20 protein-coding genes and 1 riboswitch are annotated in these 20,896 nt (G+C 72.4%); of the genes, 16 read left to right on the plus strand and 4 right to left on the minus strand.

The annotated features are described in order from the left end of the window. The first annotated feature begins 84 nt into the window (after window positions 1–84). The 9 genes from rpe (at window position 85) to ACZ4NT_RS09205 (ending at window position 9,663) form a co-directional block, all read left to right on the plus strand. A complete protein-coding gene (gene rpe, locus ACZ4NT_RS09165; protein WP_121404439.1) occupies window positions 85–771 on the plus strand; it encodes a ribulose-phosphate 3-epimerase in 687 nt (228 codons plus the stop codon). Window positions 772–849: 78 nt separating this feature from the next. Further along, entirely contained in the window at window positions 850–1,893 is a 1,044-nt protein-coding gene (locus ACZ4NT_RS09170) for a sugar-binding domain-containing protein (protein WP_121404440.1), read from the plus strand. Window positions 1,894–1,940: 47 nt separating this feature from the next. Continuing rightward, window positions 1,941–2,354: a guanyl-specific ribonuclease gene (locus tag ACZ4NT_RS09175; protein ID WP_467724438.1), complete on the plus strand. Its 414-nt coding sequence runs from the start codon at window positions 1,941–1,943 to the stop codon at window positions 2,352–2,354. Beyond that, the gene (locus ACZ4NT_RS09180; protein ID WP_121404442.1) at window positions 2,351–2,737 is read left to right on the plus strand and encodes a barstar family protein; all 387 of its coding nucleotides are present in this window, start codon (window positions 2,351–2,353) and stop codon (window positions 2,735–2,737) included. The genes ACZ4NT_RS09175 and ACZ4NT_RS09180 overlap by 4 nt, the downstream gene beginning before the upstream one ends. A gap of 107 nt (window positions 2,738–2,844) precedes the next feature. Continuing rightward, window positions 2,845–4,287, plus strand: coding sequence for a GuaB1 family IMP dehydrogenase-related protein (locus ACZ4NT_RS09185; RefSeq protein WP_183116953.1), 1,443 nt, complete (start codon window positions 2,845–2,847; stop codon window positions 4,285–4,287). A 342-nt stretch (window positions 4,288–4,629) separates the two neighbouring features. Then, on the plus strand, window positions 4,630–6,129 hold the full coding sequence (locus tag ACZ4NT_RS09190; RefSeq protein WP_121404444.1) for an amino acid permease: 1,500 nt from the start codon (window positions 4,630–4,632) through the stop codon (window positions 6,127–6,129). Between the two features lie 10 nt (window positions 6,130–6,139). After that, entirely contained in the window at window positions 6,140–6,592 is a 453-nt protein-coding gene (locus ACZ4NT_RS09195; RefSeq protein WP_037621108.1) for an Lrp/AsnC family transcriptional regulator, read from the plus strand. 538 nt (window positions 6,593–7,130) lie between these two features. Beyond that, window positions 7,131–7,916, plus strand: a complete 786-nt coding sequence (locus tag ACZ4NT_RS09200) for a carbon-nitrogen hydrolase family protein (protein WP_121404445.1) — start codon at window positions 7,131–7,133, stop codon at window positions 7,914–7,916. A gap of 52 nt (window positions 7,917–7,968) precedes the next feature. Further along, complete coding sequence (locus ACZ4NT_RS09205) at window positions 7,969–9,663, plus strand: FAD-dependent oxidoreductase (protein WP_121404446.1); 1,695 nt, start codon at window positions 7,969–7,971, stop codon at window positions 9,661–9,663. Between the two features lie 45 nt (window positions 9,664–9,708). Here ACZ4NT_RS09205 and ACZ4NT_RS09210 read toward each other — a convergent pair whose 3' ends face one another. Further along, a complete protein-coding gene (locus tag ACZ4NT_RS09210; RefSeq protein ID WP_121404447.1) occupies window positions 9,709–10,638 on the minus strand; it encodes an LLM class F420-dependent oxidoreductase in 930 nt (309 codons plus the stop codon). A 91-nt stretch (window positions 10,639–10,729) separates the two neighbouring features. Continuing rightward, window positions 10,730–11,404: a DUF5995 family protein gene (locus tag ACZ4NT_RS09215; protein ID WP_467724440.1), complete on the minus strand. Its 675-nt coding sequence runs from the start codon at window positions 11,402–11,404 to the stop codon at window positions 10,730–10,732. Between the two features lie 234 nt (window positions 11,405–11,638). Here ACZ4NT_RS09215 and ACZ4NT_RS09220 point away from each other — a divergent pair, with 234 nt between their 5' ends. After that, complete coding sequence (locus ACZ4NT_RS09220) at window positions 11,639–11,830, plus strand: glycoside hydrolase family 6 protein (RefSeq protein ID WP_467724441.1); 192 nt, start codon at window positions 11,639–11,641, stop codon at window positions 11,828–11,830. 27 nt (window positions 11,831–11,857) lie between these two features. On the opposite strand, the gene ACZ4NT_RS09225 is transcribed toward ACZ4NT_RS09220, so the two are convergent. Further along, entirely contained in the window at window positions 11,858–13,258 is a 1,401-nt protein-coding gene (locus tag ACZ4NT_RS09225; protein ID WP_467724443.1) for a uracil-xanthine permease family protein, read from the minus strand. A gap of 122 nt (window positions 13,259–13,380) precedes the next feature. Here ACZ4NT_RS09225 and ACZ4NT_RS09230 point away from each other — a divergent pair, with 122 nt between their 5' ends. Together ACZ4NT_RS09230 and ACZ4NT_RS09235 are read left to right on the plus strand one after the other, a co-directional pair. Further along, window positions 13,381–14,661: an alginate lyase family protein gene (locus tag ACZ4NT_RS09230; RefSeq protein ID WP_467724445.1), complete on the plus strand. Its 1,281-nt coding sequence runs from the start codon at window positions 13,381–13,383 to the stop codon at window positions 14,659–14,661. 88 nt (window positions 14,662–14,749) lie between these two features. Then, the gene (locus ACZ4NT_RS09235) at window positions 14,750–15,211 is read left to right on the plus strand and encodes an acyl-CoA thioesterase (RefSeq protein ID WP_467724447.1); all 462 of its coding nucleotides are present in this window, start codon (window positions 14,750–14,752) and stop codon (window positions 15,209–15,211) included. Here the strand turns inward: ACZ4NT_RS09235 and ACZ4NT_RS09240 are convergent. Then, on the minus strand, window positions 15,171–16,385 hold the full coding sequence (locus ACZ4NT_RS09240) for an MFS transporter (protein ID WP_121404451.1): 1,215 nt from the start codon (window positions 16,383–16,385) through the stop codon (window positions 15,171–15,173). The two genes, ACZ4NT_RS09235 and ACZ4NT_RS09240, sit on opposite strands and share 41 nt — an antisense overlap. Window positions 16,386–16,517: 132 nt before the next feature. Between ACZ4NT_RS09240 and ACZ4NT_RS09245 the strand changes: the two genes are divergently transcribed. The 4 genes from ACZ4NT_RS09245 (at window position 16,518) to ACZ4NT_RS09260 (ending at window position 20,893) form a co-directional block, all read left to right on the plus strand. After that, complete coding sequence (locus ACZ4NT_RS09245; protein WP_467724449.1) at window positions 16,518–17,717, plus strand: ROK family transcriptional regulator; 1,200 nt, start codon at window positions 16,518–16,520, stop codon at window positions 17,715–17,717. 332 nt (window positions 17,718–18,049) lie between these two features. Then, window positions 18,050–18,180, plus strand: a riboswitch (FMN riboswitch). Between the two features lie 150 nt (window positions 18,181–18,330). Then, a complete protein-coding gene (locus tag ACZ4NT_RS09250; RefSeq protein ID WP_121404453.1) occupies window positions 18,331–18,966 on the plus strand; it encodes a riboflavin synthase in 636 nt (211 codons plus the stop codon). Further along, complete coding sequence (locus ACZ4NT_RS09255) at window positions 18,963–19,607, plus strand: nicotinamide mononucleotide transporter family protein (protein WP_121404454.1); 645 nt, start codon at window positions 18,963–18,965, stop codon at window positions 19,605–19,607. Before ACZ4NT_RS09250 ends, ACZ4NT_RS09255 begins: the two co-directional genes overlap by 4 nt. Continuing rightward, window positions 19,604–20,893 carry a bifunctional 3,4-dihydroxy-2-butanone-4-phosphate synthase/GTP cyclohydrolase II gene (locus tag ACZ4NT_RS09260; protein ID WP_121404455.1) on the plus strand — a complete coding sequence of 430 codons (1,290 nt, stop codon included), beginning with the start codon at window positions 19,604–19,606 and terminating at the stop codon, window positions 20,891–20,893. Before ACZ4NT_RS09255 ends, ACZ4NT_RS09260 begins: the two co-directional genes overlap by 4 nt. Window positions 20,894–20,896: the final 3 nt, after the last annotated feature.

Below are 20,896 nucleotides of genomic sequence, written 5' to 3' on the forward strand. Positions count from 1 at the left end.
CGCGGAACGGCCCGAAACCTCAACGGGACGAGATAGGTATGGACCGGGGGGAGCAACCGGGGCCGGGCATGGCAGTCTTGGGGCATGGCCGTGCAGATCAACCCCAGCATCCTGTCCGCCGACTTCGCCCGCCTTGCCCAGGAGGCAAAGGCGGTGGAAGGAGCCGACTGGCTCCACGTCGACGTCATGGACAACCATTTCGTACCGAACCTCACGCTTGGTGTGCCGGTCGTAGAGTCCCTGGCCCGAGCGACGGACACGCCGCTGGACTGCCATCTGATGATCGAGGACGCCGATCGGTGGGCGCCCCAGTACGTGGAAGCGGGGGCCGGTTCGGTCACCTTCCACGTGGAGGCGGCCGCCGCTCCGGTGCGGCTCGCCCGCGAGATCCGGGCCAAGGGCGCCCGGGCCTCCATGGCGCTCAAGCCCGCGACCCCGATCGAGCCGTACGAGGATCTGCTCCCCGAGCTCGACATGCTGCTGATCATGACCGTCGAACCGGGCTTCGGCGGTCAGTCGTTCCTCGACATCATGCTGCCGAAGATCCGCCGCACCCGCGAGTTGATCAGCAAGCACGGCCTCGAACTGTGGCTCCAGGTCGACGGCGGCGTCTCGGCCTCCACCATCGAGCGGTGCGCCGAGGCCGGCGCCGATGTCTTCGTCGCCGGATCGGCGGTCTACGGGGCGTCCGACCCGGCCGCGGCGGTACGTGCACTGCGCACGCAGGCGGAGGCGGTGACCGCCCATGCCTCCTGGGCGTGCGACCACTGAACCAAGGGAACGTGAACGCCGCCCATCGGGGCGGATCAAGTACGCCGGATCTGCAAGGATGAACGGCGAATCCAGAGTGTGAACAGCAGTGAGGAGATCGCCGTGTCGGGTATGTCGGCGGGCCGGTCAGCCATGCGGATGGGGCCCGCTGAGCTGGTCCAGGCGGCGGCCATGGCCCGCCGCTTCTACCTCGAGGGCAAATCCAAGATCCAGATCGCCGAGGAGTTCGGCGTCAGCCGCTTCAAGGTGGCCCGGGTCCTGGAGACGGCTCTCGAACGGGATCTCGTGAGGATCGAGATCCGCGTCCCCGCCGAGCTGGACGCGGAGCGCTCCGATGCGCTCCGCGCCCGCTACGGCCTCAGGCATGCCGTCGTGGTCGAGTCCCCGGCCGACGCCGAGGAGTCGCCCGACCCCGAGAACCTCGGGGAGGTGGCCGCGGACCTGCTCGGCGAGCTGGTCAACGAGGGCGACGTGCTCGGCCTCGCGTGGGGCCGCTCCACGATCCACATGGCGGCCGAGCTCTCCCGGCTGCCGCCCTGCACGGTCGTGCAGCTGACGGGGGTGTACGACGCCGGGACCGCCGAGCGCGGGTCGGTGGAGGCGGTGCGGCGGGCCGCCCAGGTGTCCGGCGGCGACGCCCATCCCATCTACGCGCCGATGCTGCTGCCGGACGCGGCCACCGCGGCCGCACTGCGCAACCAGACCGGAATCGCCCGGGCCTTCGAGTACTTCGACAAGGTCACGGTCGCCTGCGTCTCCATCGGCTCCTGGGAGCCCGGTATCTCGACGGTGCACGACATGCTCAGCGACGAGGAGCGGGGGCACTACGCCTCCCTCGGCGTCGCCGCCGAGATGTCCGCGCACCTCTTCGACTCCGAGGGGCGGCGGGTCGGCCGCGACCTGGGCGAGCGGTGCATCACCGTCAAGGCGGACCAGTTGCGCCGTATCCCGGAGGTCGTCGCGATCGCGGGCGGCCAGCGCAAGGCCGGCGCGATCGACGCGGTCCTGCGGTCCGGGCTCGTGACCAGTCTGGTGACGGACACCTCGGCCGCGGACTACCTCATGACGGCGGGACCGGCGCCCCGGCCCGCCCTCGACCGGGCGGACCCGGACGGGCCCTGACGGCTTCGGCGGCGCCGCGCGGGGGCGGCTGTGGCAGCATCGGCGAGATGCTGCCGCGGTCCGTCCCCCGCCTCCTCGCGAGCCTGCTCGTCTGCCTGACGGTCCTGCTGACGGGCTGTTCCGCCGCGGACCCGGGCGCGACCCCGGACTCCGCGGCCACGACCGCTCCCGGCTGGGCCGGCGGGCTGCCCGCCGTCCCCGAGGCCCGGCTGCCCGCCGAGGCCCGCGCCACCCTCTCCCGCATCGACCGGGGCGGCCCCTTCCCGTACGCACAGGACGGCACCGTCTTCGGGAACGTCGAACGCGCGCTGCCGCGCCGGCCGCGCGGGTACTACCGCGAGTACACCGTCAGAACGCCCGGCGAGGGCGACCGCGGGGCCCGGCGCGTTGTCACCGGCAGCGGCGACGAGGTCTACTACACCGATGATCACTACACGTCGTTCCGGGCGGTGCTGAGATGACGCACGATCCGCAGGAGGAGGCGGCCCGCGCCCTGCGCGCCGCCGGATGGCGGGTCACCGTGCTCGACCTCGCCGGCGTCGTCGACAAGGACGGCTTCATGGAGCGCTGCGTCCGCGCCCTGGCCCTGCCGGACTGGTTCGGCCGGAACTGGGACGCCCTCGCCGACTGCCTCGGCGATCCCGACTGGGGACCGGCGAGCCCGGGCCGGCTGCTCGTGGTCGGCGGCTGGCAGGGGTACGCGGCGGCGCGACCCGGGGAATGGGAGACCGCCCAGGAGGTCCTGGCGTCGGCCGCGGGACGCTACCCGGGGGCCGACGCCGCGCTCTCGGTCGTCCTCGCCCTTGGAGGATCCGACCAACCACCCGCTGACCAGCCTGGATGATCTGTCCGGGACGCACGGGCCCGTCGCCATGGGACAATGAAGTACGTGCTCTTCCCCCTGGCTGACCTGTCCGGGGGCCACCTCTGATCGACTGGGATGTGCAGCACGTGCGTTTCCTCAACGACATCCAGCCTCCGTACGACCTGACGTACGACGACGTCTTCATGGTGCCGAGCCGCTCCGCGGTCGGATCCCGCCTGGGCGTGGACCTCGCCTCGCCGGACGGCACGGGCACCACCATCCCGCTCGTCGTCGCCAACATGACCGCGATCGCCGGACGCCGGATGGCCGAGACCGTCGCCCGCCGCGGCGGCCTCGTCGTCATCCCGCAGGACATCCCGATCGAGGTCGTCACCGAGGTCGTCTCCTGGGTCAAGGGACGCCACCTGGTGCTGGACACCCCGATCGTCCTGGCCCCCCACCAGACCGTCGCCGACGCGCTGGCCCTGCTGCCCAAGCGGGCGCACAACGCCGGTGTGGTCGTGGACGAGGACTCCCGGCCGGTCGGCGTGGTCACCGACACCGACCTCTCCGGCGTCGACCGCTTCACGCAGCTGTCCGAGGTCATGTCGAGGGACCTGCTGCTCCTCGACGCGGACATCGAGCCGCGCGAGGCCTTCAACCGCCTCGACGCCGCCAACCGGCGGTACGCCCCGGCGGTCGACGGGGACGGCAGGCTCGCGGGCATCCTGACCCGCAAGGGCGCCCTGCGCGCCACGCTGTACACGCCCGCCACCGACGCCCGGGGCAGGCTGCGGATCGCCGCCGCCGTCGGGATCAACGGTGATGTCGCGGGCAAGGCCAAGCAGCTCCTCGACGCGGGCGTGGACACCCTCGTCATCGACACCGCGCACGGCCACCAGGAGTCGATGATCGCGGCCATCAGGACCGTGCGCGCCCTGGACCCGAAGGTCCCGATCGCCGCGGGCAACATCGTCGCCGCCGAGGGCGTCAAGGACCTCGTCGAGGCGGGCGCGGACATCATCAAGGTCGGTGTGGGCCCGGGCGCCATGTGCACCACCCGCATGATGACCGGCGTCGGCCGTCCGCAGTTCTCCGCGGTCATGGAGTGCGCCGCCGAGGCGAAGAAGTACGGCAAGCACGTGTGGGCCGACGGCGGTGTCCGGCACCCCCGCGACGTCGCCATGGCGCTGGCCGCCGGTGCGTCCAACGTCATGATCGGTTCCTGGTTCGCGGGCACCTTCGAGTCCCCGGGCGACCTGCAGCAGGACGCCAACGGGCGCCTGTACAAGGAGTCGTTCGGCATGGCGTCGGCCCGTGCCGTCAAGAACCGGACCAGCGAGGAGTCGGCGTACGACCGCGCCCGCAAGGCGCTGTTCGAGGAGGGCATCTCCACCTCCCGGATGTTCCTCGACCCGTCCCGGCCGGGCGTGGAGGACCTGATCGACTCGATCATCGCGGGCGTCCGCTCGTCCTGCACCTACGCGGGCGCCAACTCCCTGGAGGAGTTCGCCGAGAAGGCCATCGTCGGCATCCAGAGCGCCGCCGGCTACGCGGAGGGCAAGCCCCTGCACGCCAGCTGGAACTGACACCCTGTCACGCCGGACGGCCCCCGTGGAACGACCACGGGGGCCGTCGGCGTACCGCCCCGGACACGTCGGGCCACACGCCCCGCGACCGCCTCCGCGCCGGCCCGCGGGAGCCCTGCGCAACGGTCGAAAGCCCCGGCGCAACGAACGTGCGCCGGGATTCGATGAACGCAACGATCTTGCGAAGGTGCGCAAGGTTGCTGCATTACGCCCGTGAACCCCTGGCTCATAGGGTCAAGCGCTGTACATGGTGCGGCGGGGACCCCGCTCGGTGGGTCCCTGCTGTCAGGGGTGCCGCCGGTCCTCGCCCTTCCCGACCGGCAGCGATGAAGGAGCCAGCGCGTGCTCGACCAAGGCGCACCCCCGCAGTCCCGCCCCTCCTCCGCCCCACCGTCCCCCGGCGTCGGCGCGCGCCTCATGCGGCGCAAGCCCGTGGAACGCCTGGTCGCCGAGGGCGGCCAGGGTGAGGGCGGCTCTCTGCGCCGCTCCCTCGGCCTCTGGCAGCTGACCATGATCAGCATCGGTGCCACCCTCGGCACCGGCATCTTCGTCGTCCTCGGCGAGGCGGTCCCGAAGGCCGGTCCCGCGGTCACGCTGTCCTTCGTGATCGCCGGCCTCACGGCCCTCTTCTCGGCCCTCTCCTACGCCGAGCTGGCGGGCACCATCCCGGTCTCCGGGTCCTCCTACTCGTATGCGTACGCAACGATGGGCGAGCTGATCGCCTGGATCTGCGGCTGGTGTCTCGTCCTGGAGTACGGCGTCTCGGTCGCCGCCGTCGCGGTCGGCTGGGGCGAGTACCTCAACGAACTGCTGGACGGCACGATCGGCGTCACCATCCCGGACGCCCTCTCCGCGCCGCCCGGCGACGGCGGCATCTTCAACCTGCCGGCGCTCATCGTCGTGCTGCTGGCGATGGCCTTCCTGCTCGGCGGTGCCAAGGAGTCGGCGCGCGCCAACACGATCATGGTGGTCGTGAAGATCGCCGCGCTGCTGATGTTCTGTGCCATCGGTGTCCAGGGCTTCCGGTCCGGCAACTACGAGCACTTCATGCCGCTCGGCATGGCGGGCGTCAGCGCCGCCGGTGCCACCCTGTTCTTCTCGTACATCGGCTTCGACGCCGCCTCCACGGCCGGCGAGGAGGCGAAGAACGCGCAGCGCGACCTGCCGCGCGCGATCATGCTCTCCCTCGTCATCGTCACGGCGCTCTACGTCGTCGTGGCCGCCGTCGCCGTCGGCGCCATGCCCTGGCAGGGGTTCGGCGACTCGGAGGCCGCGCTCTCCGGGATCATGAAGGACGTCACCGGGCAGACCGTCTGGGGGACGCTGCTCGCGGCCGGCGCGGTCATCGCCATCGCCAGCGTCGTGCTCACCGTCCTCTACGGCCAGACCCGCATCCTGTTCGCCATGTCCCGCGACGGACTCGTGCCGAAGGTGTTCTCCCGCGTCCACCCGAGGACCGGCGCGCCCCGCGCCAACACGGTGATCGTCTCGCTGTTCTGCGGTGTCCTCGCCGCCGCGATCCCGCTCGGCCAGCTCGCCGACGCCACCAGCATCGGCACGCTCTTCGCCTTCGCGCTGGTCAACATCGCGGTCGTGGTCCTGCGCCGGACGCGCCCGGAGATGAACCGCACGTTCCGGGTGCCGCTGTCGCCGCTGCTGCCGGTGCTCGGCTTCGCCTTCTGCGTCTGGATGATGGGCAGCCTCTCCGCCGTCACCTGGGTGGTCTTCGGGGTCTGGATGGCCGTCGGGCTCGTGTTCTACTTCAGTTACGGCTATCGCCGCTCCAAGCTGGCCGCCGGCACCCCGGCCGCCGCGGACACCGCAGCCATCGCAGAGAAGTGAACCACCCGCCTTGCTGAACGATCTCGACGAACGCATCGTGCACGCCCTCGCCGAGGACGCCCGCCGCTCCTACGCCGACATCGGGCAACTCGTCGGCCTGTCCGCGCCCGCCGTGAAGCGGCGCGTGGACCGGCTGCGGGCCACCGGGGCCATCACCGGGTTCACCGTCCGGGTGGACCCGGCGGCACTCGGCTGGGAGACCGAGGGGTTCGTCGAGATCTACTGCCGGCGCAACACCTCGCCGGAGACCATCCAGCGAGGCCTGGAGCGCTACCAGGAGGTCGTGGCCGCCTCCACCGTCACCGGGGAGGCGGACGCGGTCGTCCAGGTCTTCGCCTCGGACATGCGGCATTTCGAGCGGGTCCTGGAGCGCATCGCCGGGGAGTCGTTCGTGGAGCGCACCAAGTCCGTGCTCGTCCTCTCGCCGCTGCTGCGCCGGTTCTCCTCCGGGTCGCCGACGTAGGACCGGCCCACCTCCCCGCCCGGCGGCCCAACGGCTCGCCGCGTTCGGCGGTCTCCGGCTCGTCTCGCGTCGCCCCCGCGCCCGACGGCTCGTCTCGCACGTCGCCCTCGGCGCCCGCCGGCGGCGGACCTCACGTCCGCCGCGGTCACCCGCGCCGGGGGTGCGGCGATTTCGTGCGCCGTGCCGTGAGCGGCGGGAAAGTGAGTCGCGGGGCGCGCCCACCGCGGCACCCGTCACGGTCGGCGCGGCCCCTTTCCGCAGGTCGGGCCGACGGTCACCCGTCCCGGCCCACGGCCCACCCCCGCATCGCCCCGGGGACCTCACCCGCCCTCCGCCCTCCGCCGGGGACAGGCCTGTGACCTGCGCCTCCACGGGTGGGCGAGCCCCGCCTCCGGGTGCGCAACGAATCACCGGCGGCCCCGCCCCGCACGCAACGAATCGTTCACCGGCGCGCAACGGCTGCTCCTTGTCCGGCTCAGGCGCCGACCGTACGGTCTAGGAGACCCCCCGACCCCTGCCGTCCCGGTGAGGAACACGCATGCGCACAGCCCTGCTCCAGAGCTCCGGCCGCCCCGGCTCCGTCGACGAGAACATCAAGGTTCTCGACGACGCCGCCGGCCGTGCCGCCGCCGCGGGCGCCGGGCTGGTCGTCGCACCGGAGATGTTCCTGACCGGGTACGCGATCGGTGACGACATCGCCCGCCTCGCCGAGCCCGCCGCCGGCCCCTCGGCGGACGCGGTCGCCGGGATCGCCGCCCGGCACGGCCTCGCCGTCGCCTACGGCTACCCCGAGCGCGACGGCGAGCACGTCTACAACTCCGTGCAGCTGATCTCCGCCGACGGCCCGGTGGCGAACTACCGCAAGACCCACCTCTTCGGCTGCTTCGAACGCGACCACTTCACCCCGGGCGACCAGCCGGTCGTCCAGGCCGAGCTGGGCGGCCTGCGCATCGGCCTGATGATCTGCTACGACGTGGAGTTCCCGGAGAACGTGCGGGCGCACGCCCTCGCCGGCACCGACCTCCTCCTGGTGCCGACCGCGCAGATGCACCCCTTCCAGTTCGTCGCCGAGTCCGTCGTCCCGGTGCGGGCCTTCGAGAACCAGATGTACATCGCCTACGTCAACCGCACCGGCCGCGAAGGGGAGTTCGAGTTCGTCGGGCTCTCCACGCTCGCCGGGCCCGACGGAGTCGCCCGTACCCGGGCGGGCCGCGGCGAGGAACTCGTCCTCGCCGACGCCGACCCCGTCCTCCTGAGGGCCTCGCGCGAGACGAACCCGTACCTCCAGGACCGCCGCCCCGGCCTCTACGGGTCGCTGGTCTGAGCCCGGCCGCCCCCTCCCCGCACACAGCTTTCCCGCAAGGAGTCCGTACCCCATGACGTCCACGGTGCCCACCGCCGTCCCGCACGCCGACGCGCAGCAGCCGCCGATCACCATGTTCGGCCCGGACTTCCCCTACGCGTACGACGACTTCCTCGCCCACCCCGCGGGCCTCGGCCAGATACCCGCGACCGAGCACGGCACCGAGGTCGCGGTCATCGGCGGCGGCCTGTCCGGCATCGTGGCCGCCTACGAGCTGATGAAGATGGGCCTCAAGCCCGTCGTCTACGAGGCCGACCAGATCGGCGGCCGGCTGCGCACCGTCGGCTTCGAGGGCTGCGACCCGTCCCTGACGGCCGAGATGGGCGCGATGCGCTTCCCGCCGTCCTCCACCGCCCTCCAGCACTACATCGACCTGGTGGGCCTGGAGACCCGGCCGTTCCCGAACCCGCTGGCGGAGACCACGCCGTCGACCGTCGTCGACCTCAAGGGCGAGTCGCACTACGCCGAGACGGTCGAGGACCTCCCCGAGGTCTACCGGCAGGTGGCGGCCGCCTGGAACGCCTGCCTCGAGGACGGCGCCGACTTCTCCGACATGAACCAGGCCATGCGCGAGCGCGACGTCCCGCGCATCCGCGAGATCTGGTCCAAGCTCGTCGAGAAGCTCGACAACCAGACCTTCTACGGCTTCCTCTGCGACTCGGACGCCTTCAAGTCCTTCCGGCACCGTGAGATCTTCGGCCAGGTCGGCTTCGGCACCGGCGGCTGGGACACCGACTTCCCGAACTCCATCCTGGAGATCCTGCGCGTCGTCTACACCGAGGCCGACGACCACCACCGCGGCATCGTCGGCGGTTCCCAGCAGCTGCCGCTGCGCCTGTGGGAGCGCGAGCCGGAGAAGATCGTGCACTGGGCGTACGGCACGTCCCTCGCGACCCTGCACGACGGGACCCCGCGCCCCGCCGTGACCCGCCTCGGTCGTACGGCGGGCAACCGGATCACCGTGACGGACGCGGGCGGCGACATCCGCACCTACCGGGCAGCCATCTTCACCGCCCAGTCCTGGATGCTCCTCTCCAAGATCGCCTGCGACGACTCGCTCTTCCCGATCGACCACTGGACGGCGATCGAGCGCACGCACTACATGGAGTCCAGCAAGCTCTTCGTCCCGGTGGACCGGCCGTTCTGGCTGGACAAGGACGAGGAGACGGGCCGTGACGTCATGTCGATGACGCTCACCGACCGGATGACGCGCGGGACTTACCTCCTCGACGACGGTCCGGACAAGCCGGCCGTCATCTGCCTGTCGTACACCTGGTGCGACGACAGCCTGAAGTGGCTGCCGCTGTCCGCGAACGAGCGGATGGAGGTCATGCTGAAGTCGCTCGGCGAGATCTACCCGAAGGTCGACATCAGGAAGCACATCATCGGCAACCCGGTGACCGTGTCCTGGGAGAACGAGCCCTACTTCATGGGCGCGTTCAAGGCCAACCTGCCGGGCCACTACCGCTACCAGCGGCGCCTGTTCACCCACTTCATGCAGGACCGCCTCGACGAGGACAAGCGCGGCATCTTCCTCGCGGGCGACGACATCTCCTGGACGGCGGGCTGGGCGGAGGGCGCCGTGCAGACCGCGCTGAACGCGGTCTGGGGCGTCATGCGCCAGCTCGGCGGCGCCACCGACCCGACGAACCCGGGACCCGGCGACGTCTACGACGAGATCGCGCCGGTGGAGCTCCCCGAGGACTGAGCGCGCCGGGCAGCGGGGAGCCGGCCGGCTCCCCGCCGCCCGCACTCAGATCCCGGCCGCCCGTGCGGCCGTGAAGACCTCCGCGGCCACGTCCGTCAGCTCCCGCGCGTCCCGCGTCGAGGACTGGAGGTCGATGAAGATCTCGTCGAGCCCGATCGCGGCGTGCGCGGCCAGATCCGCGACGATCTGCTCGACACCGCCCTGGAACGGCCGGCGCCCGGCGCCCGGGTGCGCCCCGGCCGAGTACTGCGCGTTGGCCCGCAGCACCGTCCGGATCGGCTGCGTGCGCCCGCGCTCGGCCGCCAGCTCCCGCAACTCGCGCCACTGCGCGGCGACCTGCCCGGCGCCCGCGCCCACCGGCATCCAGCCGTCGGCGTGATCGACGAGCCGCCGCCGCGCCCTGCCGGTGCCGGCGGCCAGCAGGATCGGGATGGGCCGTGCCGGTTTGGGCCCGACCACCGCCGACGCGATGCGGGTGAGCTTGCCGTCGTGGACCACCGGGTCGGGGCCCCAGACCGCCCGGCACACCTCGATCACCTCGTCCAGCACCTGGCCGCGCTCCTCGAACGGCCGTACGGAGGCCGCCGCGTACTCGTCGTGCGACCAGCCGGTCCCGAAGCCGGCGACCACCCGGCCCCCGCTCGCCGCGTCCAGGGTGGCGAGGGACCGGGCGAGCTGGAAGGGCACGTGCAGCGGAGCCACCAGGACGCTCGTGCCGAGGCGGACGCGCCGGGTGGCGGCCGCCGCGAGGGTCAGCGTCACCAGGGGCTCGGCCACGCCACGGTAGCGATCGGGCCAGGGCAGTCCCTCGACGCCGTACAGGCCCTGGGTGGCGGGTTCGGGGAACAGGGCGCGCTCGAACACCCACAGGCTCTCGTAGCCGATCTCCTCCGCGGCGCGGGCCACGTCCGGCACGTCCCGCCCGAGGTCGTAGTGCTTCATCTGGGGGAGCCCGAGCCCGAGACCGATCGCCATGCCTGTCCGCTCCTTCGCATCCGGATGTGCAGACCGGTCAACGTACAGCGGTGGTGGGGGAGTTGCGCCGGGCCCGGAGGGAGTGGCCGGATCAGTACGGCAGCGGCGTGAGCAGCATGCGGCCGGTCAGGCCCACCGCCGCGTCGAGCCGCCGCCCGAACTCCTCGGCCAGTTCCGGGAGTCCGCGCAGGGCCCACAGCGCCCGGGCCGCCGACCACGTGGCGTCGCGGGCCCGCTCCAGGCTCCAGGAGCCGAGCAGATGGGTGAGCGGATCGGCGATCTGGAGCAGGTCGGGGCCCGGCATCAGCTCTTCGCGGATGCGCTCCTCCAGCGCGACGAGGAGATCGCCCACCCGCTCGAACTCGTCCTCCAGATCGGCCGGTTCGCAGTCGAGCGTACGACAGGTGTCCACCACGGCGAGCGCCAGATCGTGCCCGATGTGTGCGTTGATCCCCGCGAGGGCGAACTGCAGCGGGCGTACGCCTGGATGGCGCCGGAACTGGAACAGCGGCCGCCAGCAGGCGGGCCGGTGCGCCTCCTCGGCCACCGCGAGGTAGCGCTGCGCGAACCGGACGTCCAGAGTGGTCGCGGCCTCGGCGTCGGGGAAGTGTCCGACGGCCAGGCGCCGGGCGACCTCTTCGGTCACGGCGAGGTAGACGCGGTTGAAGACGGCCACCCCGTCACGCTCGGGCAGGTCCGCGTCGAGGGCGCGCATGCGGAGGACGACCGCGTCGACGGGCCCGGTGAACTGTTCCAACTGCGCCATGGGGGCAGGGTGCCAGTCCCGGGCCGGCCGCACTGCCGCCGGGCCGGACGCTTCCCCAGAACGGGGGAACGGTGCCCACCCGGGGGAGTGGGGAGCAGGTGTCAGGCCCTCCGACGGCGTCTTCACCGACGTGGGTCCACCTTCCACCGCACGAGCGCGGAGACCGCGTACGCCCGCCGGGGTGCCGGCCGCGCTCGGCGGGCCGCCGGGCCCGGGTGCGCCGGGCCGGCGGCCGTGACCGACACCAGCAGGAACGGCAACGGCGCCCCGGCCGGCGGCGAGTGGTGCGACCCTGCGGACCGGCGGACCGGACAGGCGCCGACCCTGTGCACCGGAGAGGCGCGGATCGACGCCTGTCCGCGGGGCGAGCCGCCGGGCGAGTCCGACGGCTGCCGGGGCACGCCGGGGACCTTCTCGGCCGCGTAGGCCTACGAGTCGGCGCGCTGACGGTTCTCAGGCGTCTTTGCGGGACGGGGCCGCGTCCTCGTCGTCGTACGAGGAGGTGCCGGAGTCGAGCAGCGGCTCCTGCGTCCTGACGTGGGCGGGTGCCATGGCGCGCAGGGCGTGGTAGCCGGTGATCACGACGACCGTGCCGAGCGCGATGCCGCTCAGGGAGAAGGTGTCGGTGAACGTCATGGTGACGTTGCCGACGCCGATGATGATGCCCGCGGCGGCCGGCACCAGGTTCAGCGGGTTGCGCAGGTCCACGCCCGCGTTGAGCCAGATCTGGGCGCCGAGCAGGCCGATCATGCCGTACAGGATGACCGTGATGCCGCCGAGCACGCCGCCCGGGATCGCGGCGACGATCGCGCCGAACTTCGGGCACAGGCCGAAGAGGAGGGCGAACCCGGCGGCGGCCCAGTAGGCGGCCGTCGAGTAGACGCGGGTCGCGGCCATCACGCCGATGTTCTCGGAGTAGGTGGTGTTGGGCGGGCCGCCGACCGCTGTGGAGAGCATCGAGGCGACGCCGTCGGCGGAGATCGCGGTGCCCAGCCTGTCGTCCAGCGGGTCGCCGGTCATCTCGCCGACCGCCTTCACGTGGCCCGCGTTCTCGGCGACCAGCGCGATCACCACCGGCAGGGCCACCAGGATCGCCGACCACTGGAAGCTCGGGCCGTGGAAGGACGGCACGCCGATCCAGTCGGCCGTGCCGACGCCGGAGAGGTCCAGACGCCAGTGGTCGGTGACCTTGCCGCTCGCGTCCACCGAGTGGATCCGGCCGAAGGCCCGGTCGAAGACCCACGAGATCGCGTAGCCGAAGACCAGGCCGAGGAAGATCGCCACCCGGGACCAGAATCCGCGCAGGCAGACCACGGCCAGACCCGTGATCAGCATGACCAGCAGCGCCGTCCACTGGTCCTGCGGCCAGTAGGTGGTCGCGGTCACGGGCGCCAGGTTGAAGCCGATCAGCATGACGACCGCACCGGTGACGATCGGCGGCATGGCCGCGTGGATGATCCGTGCCCCGAACCGCTGCACCGCCAGTCCGACCAGGAACAGGGCGACGCCGACCACGAACACCGCGCCCGTCACCGTGGCGCTGGTGCCGCCCTGCGCGCGGATGACCGCGGCGACGCCCACGAAGGACAGGGAGCAGCCGAGATAGCTGGGCACCCGGCCGCGGGTCGCGAGCAGGAAGAGGACCGTCGCGACACCCGACATCATGATCGCCAGGTTCGGGTCGAGACCCATCAGCACGGGTGCCACGAAGGACGCTCCGAACATCGCCACCACGTGCTGGGCGCCGAGCCCGACCGTGCGGGGCCACGACAGCCGTTCGTCGGGGCGGACCACCGCTCCGGGTGCGGGTGTGCGCCCGTCACCGTGCAGCTTCCAGCGCACGCCGAGATCCATGTGAGGCTTCGCTTTCTTCGTCCGTGAATCGGTCCGGACCATTGTCACGGCTGTTCGACGGCCCTACGCTCACACGGTCCCACTCATGAACTGCGTTCATATTCTTGATCGGAGTGTTCGAGATGAGTGCACGCTCGCGCCTGGCCGTGGTCCTGGCGGCCGTGGTCCTGGCGGCCGTGGTCGCCCTCGCGGCCGGTGCCGTCCCCGCCGCCACCGCGCACGCCGCGCCCCGGGTTCCGAGGACCGTCGTCCTCGACGGCACCCGGCTCCAGCAGGCCAAGGTCCGTCTCGACCGCGGGGACCCCCGGCTCCGGCGGGCGCTCCACGACCTGACGGCCCGCGCCGACGCCTGGCTGGACCAGGGCCCCTGGACCGTCGTCGACAAGCCGCGTCCCGCACCCGGCGGCGACCCGCACGACTACCTGAGCCAGGCCCCGTACTGGTGGCCCTCCCAGCCCAGGACGGCGGAGAACCCTTGGGGCTGTCCGTATGTCCAGCGCGACGGCCTGCGCAATCCCGAGGTCGACACCGGCACCGACCGCCAGGACGTGGAGAAGGTCTTCGACTCGGCGTACGACCTGTCGCTGGCCTGGTACTACACCGGTCGGCCGCGGTACGCCGAGAAGGCCGCCTCGGTGCTGCGGACGTGGTTCCTGGACCCGGACACCCGGATGAATCCCGACCTGGACCACGGCCAGTTCATCCCCTGCAAGTACGACGGCCGGGCCATCGGCATCATCGACTTCTCGCAGTCGTACACCGCTGTCCTCGACGCGATCGCGATCCTGGACGCCGGCGCCCCCGGCTGGTCGAAGGGCGACCGCGCCGCGATGCGCGCCTGGAACACCGGCTTCCGCGACTGGCTGGCCGACAGCGCCTTCGGCACGGAGGAGCGTGCCGCGAAGAACAACCACGGCACCTTCTACGACCTGCTGCTCGCCGGTCTGGCGGCCGCGACCGGTGACACGGACCTCGCGCGGCGCACCGTCCTGGACGCGCGGTCCGTACGCATCGACCCGCAGATCGCCGCCGACGGCAGCCAGCCGCAGGAGCTGGCCCGCACGCGCAGCTGGCACTACTCCACCTTCGACCTGGTCGCCCACACCCGGCTCGCCGCCGTCGGGCGGCACGTCGGCGTGGACCTCTGGGCCCACCAAGGGCCGGACGGGCAGAGCCTGTTCGAGGCGGTCGACTTCCTGCTGCCCGCCGCGACCGGTGCCGAGCCGTGGCCGTATCCGGAGCAGGAGTTCCACCGCTTCGCCGCGAGCGACGTCGTGCACGCCGCCGCGGACGCGGGGGACCGGGCCGCCCGGGCGGCCGTGCCGAAGCTGGAGACGCCGCCCGGCGGAGACCTCTGGGCCCTGCGTCCCGCCGCCGAGCAACTGGACTCGATAACGGGCTGACCTGCACCTCCTCGCCGGGGGCTCCTGAGCGGTTGCTTAGTATGGGGTGACCCCACCGTCCCGTCCGGCACCCTCAGGAGCCCCGCCCGTGACCGTCGCAGCACCACCCGCCGTTTCCGTCCCCACCGACGGCCGGCTCGTCCCCGTCACCGTCCACTTCGACGACCTCGACGCGCTCGGACTGCTCCACAACGCCCGCTACCCGGTGATGGTCGAGCGCGCCTGGACCGCCCTGTGGCACGAGCGCGGCTTCGGGTTCGAGGGCGACTGGGAGGCGGCGGGCGACTTCTGCAACGCCGTCAAGGAACTGCGGATCACGTACGACGCCCCGGTGAACCGGCCCGGCGCCTACGCCGTCCACCTCTGGCTCGAACGGCTCGGCACCACCGGACTGACCTACGGCTTCCGGTTCTGCTCGGCGGACGGCGCGACGACCTACGCGCACGGCAGCCGGGTCCTCGTCCGGCTCGACGCCGGAACACTGCGCCCGGCGCCGTGGAGCGAGCGGTTCAGGGCCGTGGGCCGGGAACTGCTGCGCTCGGGGGACTGACCGGAGCAGGGCGGTCGCGGTCGCCGGCGCGCAGCACGCCCGCGAACACGGCCAGCCCGCAGGCGAGCACCGTGACCAGCCCGAACGACACCATCAGGCTGGTCGCCTGGGCCAGGGTGCCGATCGCGCTCGGCGCCACCAGCCCCGAGGTGTACGTGATGGTGGCGACGCCCGCGATGGCCAGGCTGGGGTTGGGTCCGCTGCGCCCCGCCGCCGCGAACGCCAGCGGCACGACGACCGCGATGCCCAGGCCCATCAGGGCGAACCCGGCCATCGCCGCGGCCGGGTGGCCGGCGAACACCACCAGCAGGCCGCCGAGGGTGGCGAGGACGCCACCGACCCGCACGGTGCGCACGGCGCCGAAGCGGTCCACGACGCGGTCGCCCGCGAGCCGGGCGACCGCCATGGTCAGGGTGAACCCGGTGGTGGACGCCGCCGCGAGTCCCGCCGAGGTGTCCAGCTGGTCCCGCAGATAGACCGCCGACCAGTCCAGGCTCGCGCCCTCGGCGAACACCGCGCAGAACCCGACCGCGCCGATGAGCAGCGCCGACTTCGGCGGCAGCGCGAAGCGCGGCGGCGGCTCCTCGTCCTCCGTCGGCTTCAGGTCGAGCACCCACCGGCAGGCGATAAGTCCGAGCACGGTCAGCACCGCCGACGCCAGCGCGTGATGCAGGCGCGCGTCCGAGCCGAGGTGGGCGGCGAGGGTGCCGGCGGCCGAACCGATCAGGGCTCCGGCGCTCCACATGCCGTGCAGCCCGGACATGATCGACTGGTCCAGCCGGTTCTCGACCTCGACGCCGAGCGCGTTCATGGCGACGTCCGCCATGCCGGCCGTGGCGCCGTAGGTGAAGAGGGCCAGGCACAGCGTGAGCAGGTTCGGGGCGAGGGCGGGCAGGATCAGCGAGAGCGTCCACAAAGCGATCAGGCCGCGCAGCGCCGTACGGGCGCCGAAGGTGTGGGTGATCCGGCCCGCGAGCGGCATCGCGAGGGACGCGCCGATCGCCGGGAACGCGAGCGCGATGCCGAGGTGTCCGGCACCCAGCGACGCATGGTCCTGGATCCACGGCACCCGGGTCGCGAAGGAACCGGTGACGGCGCCGTGCACCGCGAACACGGCGGCCACGGCGTATCGCGCCCGCTTCAACTCGCGCTTGTCGTAGACCACTTCACCCATGCTGCCGCAGCCCCTCCCGGACGCCCTCCCGCACTGTCGCCGTAAACTATCAGGAAGCCTGCCTGATAAATAGTCGATCCAGGGACCGGTGGCCCGGCGCCGTGTGCCCTCCCGATCTGGAAGGATCCCGGCATGCCCGCATCTCCGAGCACCGCCCGGGCCATCAACGACCGGCTCGCCCTCCGCCTCCTCCAGCAGGAGGGCCCCCTGACGGCCGGCCGGTTGAAGCAGCTCACGGGGCTGTCCCGGCCCACCGTCGCGGACCTCGTCGAGCGCCTCGGCGCCGCCGGACTGATCGCGGTCGTGGGGGAGTCGGGGGAGCAGCGGCGCGGCCCGAACGCGCGGGTGTACGGGATCGTCGCCGACCGGGCCCACCTGGCGGCGCTCGACGTGCGCACCGAAGGCGTCACGGTCGTGGTGGCCGACCTGCTCGGTGCCGAACTCGGGCGAGCGTCGGTGCCGATCGCCGGGGACGCGGGGACGGGGGCCGCCGTCGAGCAGGCCGCCGCCCTCGTCGAGCGGACGGCCAAGGAGGCGGGCGCGGAGCGGCTGCACACCGTCGGCATCGGCGCGCCCGGTCTGATCGACCCGGCCACCGGTGAACTGCGCGACTCCTCCGGGCTGCCCGCGTGGCACCGGCGGCTGGTCGCCGCCCTGCAGGAACGCCTGCCGGCCCGGGTCCTGGTGGAGAACGAGACCAACCTCGCCGCCCTGGCCGAGCAGCGCGACGGCGCGGCCCGCGACCGCGAGACCTTCGTCCTGCTCTGGCTCGGCCACGGCACGGGAGCGGCCGTCGTGCTGGACGGCGCCTTGCGCCGCGGCGCCTCCGGCGGCACCGGCGAGATCGGTTTCCTTCCGGTCCCGGGCACCACGACCCTCCCCTCCGCGACGGACTGCGAGGGCGGCTTCCACTCGCTGGCGGGGTCCGCGGCCATCGCGGCCCTCGCGGCCGGGCACGGGCTCACGGCGGACGCGGCGCCGCACGAGCCGTACGCGGCGGCGCTGGTGCGGCGGGCGGCGGCAGCCCCCGACGACGCGGCGTGCGCCGGGTTCCTCGACGGCCTCGCCGACCGGATCGCCATCGGTGCCGCGTCCGTGATCGCCGTGCTGGACCCCGGCTGCGTGGTCCTCGGCGGCGAGACCGGGCAGGCGGGCGGGGACGCGCTCGCCGCACGGGTCGCGCGGCGGCTCGTGCGGATGTCGCCGCTGCCGACCGAGGTCAGGGCGAGCGCGCTCGGGGGCGGCGCCGTGCTGCGCGGCGCGCTGCTGACGGCCCGCGACGGCGCCCAGGACGACCTCTTCACCCCGTCCCCGCGCTCCCGCACCGGCTGAGCCGGGAGGGTGCCGGCACGCCGGGGGAACTCGCCCCCTCGGGGCGATGTCCGGGAGGGGCGTGGTGAGACCCGGCGGCGGGGCAAGGGCCTCCGTCACCGCCGCCGGGCCGCTCGGGGGACGGGCATCGCGAGGTCGTGATCGCCGACCCTAAAGAGGACTAGACCAAAGCGTCAATAGGTATGGACCAATGGGAAGCGGCTTCGCAGGCAGGGGAGTTGGCCCCGCCCAGTCCCGCGCAGAAGTCCATGGCGGCCGTCTGTGAGCCAGCCCACAGGCCGTCACCCGCATGGGTGCCGATCAGGCGTGGCACACTGGCCCTGTACCAGAAGCAGCGCACTCCGGGGTCGGTGTAATTCCGAACCGGCGGTTACAGTCCGCGACCCGGCCGCATCCAGTGGCCGGTTGACCAGGTGAAATTCCTGGACCGACGGTGAAAGTCCGGATGGGAGGCAGTGCGCGGCGGGCGGGCATCATGCACGCCGTCGTAGAAGGTCCGTTCCTCGCGGAACAGGCTTCCGTCCGGCGTCGCCCCTGATGCGTCGTCCGTTGATTCTGTCCTCATCGACAGGCCCCGGAGTCCGTGCCCCATGAGGCAGGGAGGACCCGGGAAGTGTTCACCGGAATCGTCGAAGAGCTGGGCGAGATCACCGCCGTCGAGAATCTCGGCGACGCCTCCCGCTTCAGGCTCCGCGGACCCGTAGTCACCCAGGACGCCCGACACGGCGACTCCATCGCGGTCAACGGCGTCTGTCTGACGGTCGTGGACCACGAGGGCGACGAGTTCACCGCCGACGTCATGGCCGAGACCCTCGACCGCTCCAGCCTCGGCGCCCTGTCCGTCGGCTCCCGCGTCAACCTCGAACGCCCCACCTCGGTGGGTGCGCGTCTCGGCGGGCACATCGTGCAGGGACACGTCGACGGAACCGGCGCGGTCCTGGAGCGCAAGCCGTCCGAGCACTGGGAGATCGTCAGGATCTCCCTCCCCGCGGACCTCTCCCGCTACGTGGTCGAGAAGGGCTCCATCACGGTCGACGGCATCAGCCTCACCGTGGTCGAAGCGGGCCCCGACTTCTTCACCGTCAGCCTCATCCCCACCACCCTCGCGCTGACCACGCTCGGCCTCAAGCAGGCCGGCGACCCGGTCAACCTCGAGGTCGACGTCATCGCCAAGTACGTCGAGCGGCTGCTCGGCGCGCGGGCGGAGCAGCCGGCCGGGCTGCCCGGCACCCCGGGGGCGGCCTCGTGAACTGGCTCAACTCCGAGGCCTTCACCCTCTTCGGCCAGCACATCAAGTGGTCCGACATGATCGGCAACACGATCGGTCTGATCGCCCTCGCGCTCGGCTGGCGCCGCTCGATATGGACCTGGCCCGCCCAGTTCCTGTCCGGCGTCATCCTGCTCGCCGCCTTCGCCACCGCCCACCTCTCCGGCAGCGCCGGAAAGCAGCTCGTGGTCATGGTCGTCGCCCTCTGGGGCTGGTGGCAGTGGAACCGCGGCCGGGGACAGGCGCAGGACGGCTCCATCGCCGTACGCTTCGCCACCTGGCGCGAACGCGCCTGCCTGCTGGGCGGCGCCGCCGTCGGAACCCTGGCCGTCGGGGGCCTGTTCACCGCCTATCCGACGCTGTCGTGGGATCCCTGGCCGGACGCGTACATCTTCGTCGGCACCATCATCGCCATGTACGCCCAGGCGCGGGGCATGGTCGAGTTCTGGTTCGCCTGGCTGCTGGTCGACCTGGTGGGCGTCCCGCTCAACTTCGCCAACGGCTTCGCCTTCTCCGGTTTCGTCTACGTCGTCTACGGCGCGCTCGTCCTGTGGGGCATGCGCGACTGGTGGCTGCGCTCCCGCCGGAGCTCGCGGCCCTCCCTGGAAGGAGCCCCGGCATGACCACGGCGCCCGTCTGGTACAGCACCGACAACATCGAGGACTTCGCGCTCGACCCCGTCGAGCGGGCCATCGCCGACATCGCGGCCGGCCGCCCGGTCGTGGTCGTCGACGACGAGGACCGCGAGAACGAGGGCGACCTCGTCATCGCGGCCGAGAAGGCGACGCCCGAGATCATCGCCTTCATGATGAGCGAGTGCCGCGGCCTGATCTGCGCGCCCATGGAGGGCGACGAACTGGACCGCCTCCAGCTCCCGCAGATGGTCGACCACAACACCGAGTCGATGAAGACGGCCTTCACGGTCTCCGTCGACGCGAGCGGCGCGCACGGCGTGACCACCGGCATCTCCGCGGCCGACCGCGCCACCACCCTGCAACTGCTCGCGGACGGCCGCTCGCAGGCGGGCGATTTCGTGCGCCCCGGCCACATCTTCCCGCTGCGTGCCAAGCCCGGCGGCGTCCTGGTCCGCAACGGCCACACCGAGGCCGCCGTCGACCTCGCCCGCCTCGCCGGACTGCGCCCCGCGGGCGCGATCGTCGAGATCGCCGGCGAGGACGGCCACATGCTGCGGCTGCCCGAGCTGATCCCCTTCGCCCGCAAGCACGGCCTGACGATCATCTCGATCGAGGACCTGATCGCCTACCGCCGTACCGCCGAGCCGACCGTGCGCCGCGAGGCCGAGGTCCTGCTGCCCACCGCCTTCGGCGAGTTCACGGCCTACGGCTACCGCTCCACCGTGGACGGCGTCGAGCACGTCGCCCTCGTCCACGGCGAGATCGGCGAGGGCGAGGACGTCCTCGTCCGCATCCACTCCGAGTGCCTCACCGGCGACGTCTTCCACTCCCTGCGCTGCGACTGCGGGCCCCAGCTGGAGGCGTCCCTGCGCAACATCCAGGCCGAGGGCCGCGGAGTCGTCGTCTACCTGCGCGGGCACGAGGGGCGCGGCATCGGACTGCTGTCCAAGCTGCGCGCCTACGAACTCCAGGAGCGCGGCCGGGACACCCTGGACGCCAACCTCGAACTGGGCCTGCCCGCCGACGCCCGGGACTACGGTGCCGGCGCGCAGATCCTCCAGGACCTGGGCGTCCGCAGCCTGCGCCTGATGACGAACAACCCGGAGAAGACCGAGGCACTGGTCCGGCACGGGCTCGACGTCACCCGCCGGGAGCCGATGCCCGTACAGGCGGGCGAGCACAACCTCCACTACCTGCGCACCAAGCGGGACCGGATGGGGCACGACCTGCCCTGGCTCGACACGACCGCCGTGTCGGCCTGCGGCAACCAGTAACAG

It is taken from the genome of Streptomyces sp. NPDC026417, assembly GCF_055567695.1.